We start from the raw sequence: 2,253 nt of genomic DNA, 5'->3' as shown, positions 1-2,253 counted from the left end.
AACGCCAAGGAATCCAGACTCGCGCGCCAGTTCAGGAGTGGTATCTGGAAACCCTATCGCTTGAATCGAATCGACCTGAATCTCGCCTTCCTCCATACGATACCGCGCACCTACTCTGACGTGGGGACGCTTCTCTGGAGGATCAATCCCTTGCGGGTTTAGTAGTGCTCTTAAAGTGCTCTTATGGAGTCCCAAGGCTACAGCAGGCAGCTCTGTCGAGCTGAGTGAGGAGCGGCTGAGTGGAAGGTAGCCCAGATTGCGTCGATAACGAACTCGGTCTCCAGCAATGGGTTCTTCCTTTAGCTGCTAAAATCCGCAAGCAGCTAAAGAAAAAATCTTCGAGTAGTTCACCGATGCTGTTGAAGACAACGGCATGAGATCGCTGTGGTTGGTCAGCAGCGGCTCGCGTAAAATCCTGTCATGTGAGCGTGGAGCGTGCTTCGTCAACTTCTGGCGGCAACACTCTGCGCTGTGCTTGCCCTGTCTGCCTGTTCGAGCGCCGCTCCTCTCAGCAGCTCCACACCAAGCCACATCTACGACGCGGAGACGTTGTCAAAGACTCGCGTCTGGGGTTCAAACCAAAAAAACCTGCTGCATGTTAGGGCAGTGCTGCTGGTAAGTGAAAAGCAGTACTGGGGTTACGAGAAGTGTAGATGGGAAAACGTGGTGGGGTCAGTAGTTACCTACGACGCCTTCGGCAAGTTGCTCCTTAACTGGCCAATCTTTCCTCATTTTTGCTCCGTCTGAAGGCTCTGCAGTTGTGAAGCGACAGAGAGGAGGCGCTTGTCAAGGCGCTGCAATGTGCGGTGGGTTTTGTCATTGCTCAGTTGACGGCGGTACATTTCCAGCAGATGACGTGTTGCCCGGAGCGCTTGACAGATACCGGGGAGACCAGCGCTCGGAATTTCTTTGGCGACTGCCAGGGTGGGCAGACGATGCGGATGAGCCGCATTCTGACGGGCCTGGTGGAATTCGCGCTGCAAATCCTGCTGGGTGACGTCCACGTACCGCAAGGTCATACGGATATCCTTGTGTCCGAGCAGTTTCATGAGCGCCGGAAGGCTAATGCCGAGCCGGACCATTTCTGTCGCGAAACTGTGCCGCAGTCGGTGAGGCGTCACATGGGTAACGCAACCGGTGTGCTTGGCGGCTTCTACTAACGCCGACCGGAGGGTCCGTACCAGAGAGTAATGAGAACCACGACGTGGCAGCAGGAAGCCTTGTGATGCGACTGGGACCGAACGGCGCAGGGTGAGGATCCGCTCCAGGATGCGCCGTACCTCGGGATCAGCCGGAATCAGCCGTTCCGAGTGCAGTTTGCCGAGGGGGACATGGAGCGCCCATTGTTCGGTGCCTATCTGCCGCAGGCAGCCCAGCGGCAGATGGATGCATTCGCCCAGGCGGATTCCCGTAGCTCGGATGAGCAGGAGTGCATTGGCGTAGAGATCATCGGTACGGAGCAATTCCTGCTGCAAGAGTTGATCCTCCTGCGGGGAAAGAGGTTTGGGAAGATAGCGAGGTTCTGGAGGAAAGTCTTCTCGACGAATGAGATCGGGCTGAATAGGGTGGCCGTTGGAAGCTAGATTGTTTAGCAAACGGCGGAGGATAACGAGGCAATCGATGCGAGTTTTGGTGCATAGCGGTGGTTGCCGTTCACTGAGCGAACGGAACCAGCCGAGCAGATGAGGATCGCGGCGTAGTTGGGAGAGCCGGCGGAGCTGGGGGAAGGCGGCGCGGAGATAAGACAGAAATTGGCGCGCGGTGTATCGATACTGGTCTACCGTGCTGGGGCGAAGGGTGAGGGCGAGCGTCCGGATTTGCATTTCGAAGATCTGTTCCAGGGTGGTTTGGTCTCGAGTCATGATAGGTGGGAAGAGTCCAACGCCTTACGCTTCTCGATGGCGCAGGCGTATTCGCGCCAGACGTCCTGCGGAGCCAGTTCGACGTACAGCATCGTCGTTTGGATTTGCGAGTGACCCATCAGTCGTTGCAGGGCGGGCAGGGACATCCCGGCCCGCACCATATCTGCCCCGAACGTGTGTCTCAGGCGGTGTGGGTTGGCATTAGAGATTCGACTCCGCATTCGATGATGGCGGAACAGCGAGCGAAGCCCGGCTGCACTCATCGGCTGGCCGCGCCGCCGACCTTTCAGGGAAACGAACAAAGCGGGCGCGTTGGTCAGCGGACGTTCCAGGCGCAAGTAGTGTCCGAGGACTCCGAGGATTTCCGGAGGTAGCGGGACGAGGCGTTTCT

General features: G+C 57.6%; 2 protein-coding genes. Both read right to left on the bottom strand.

The features are described from left to right. Nucleotides 1-728: 728 nt before the first annotated feature. Nucleotides 729-1,862, bottom strand: coding sequence for a hypothetical protein (locus tag DMG62_24620; GenBank protein PYY19419.1), 1,134 nt, complete (start codon nt 1,860-1,862; stop codon nt 729-731). Beyond that, a partial coding sequence (locus DMG62_24615) for an integrase (GenBank protein PYY19418.1) occupies nt 1,859-2,253 on the bottom strand: 395 nt, incomplete at its 5' end. The genes DMG62_24620 and DMG62_24615, both read right to left, overlap by 4 nt.

The organism is Acidobacteriota bacterium, assembly GCA_003225175.1.
Lineage (GTDB): Bacteria > Acidobacteriota > Terriglobia > Terriglobales > Acidobacteriaceae > Gp1-AA112.
This window is presented reverse-complemented; position numbering and strand designations above follow the sequence as displayed.

Bases quoted from the DNA above. Each gene is read 5' to 3' on its own strand.
- DMG62_24620 (PYY19419.1), bottom strand. From the start codon at position 1,862: ATGACTCGAGACCAAACCACCCTGGAACAGATCTTCGAAATGCAAATC.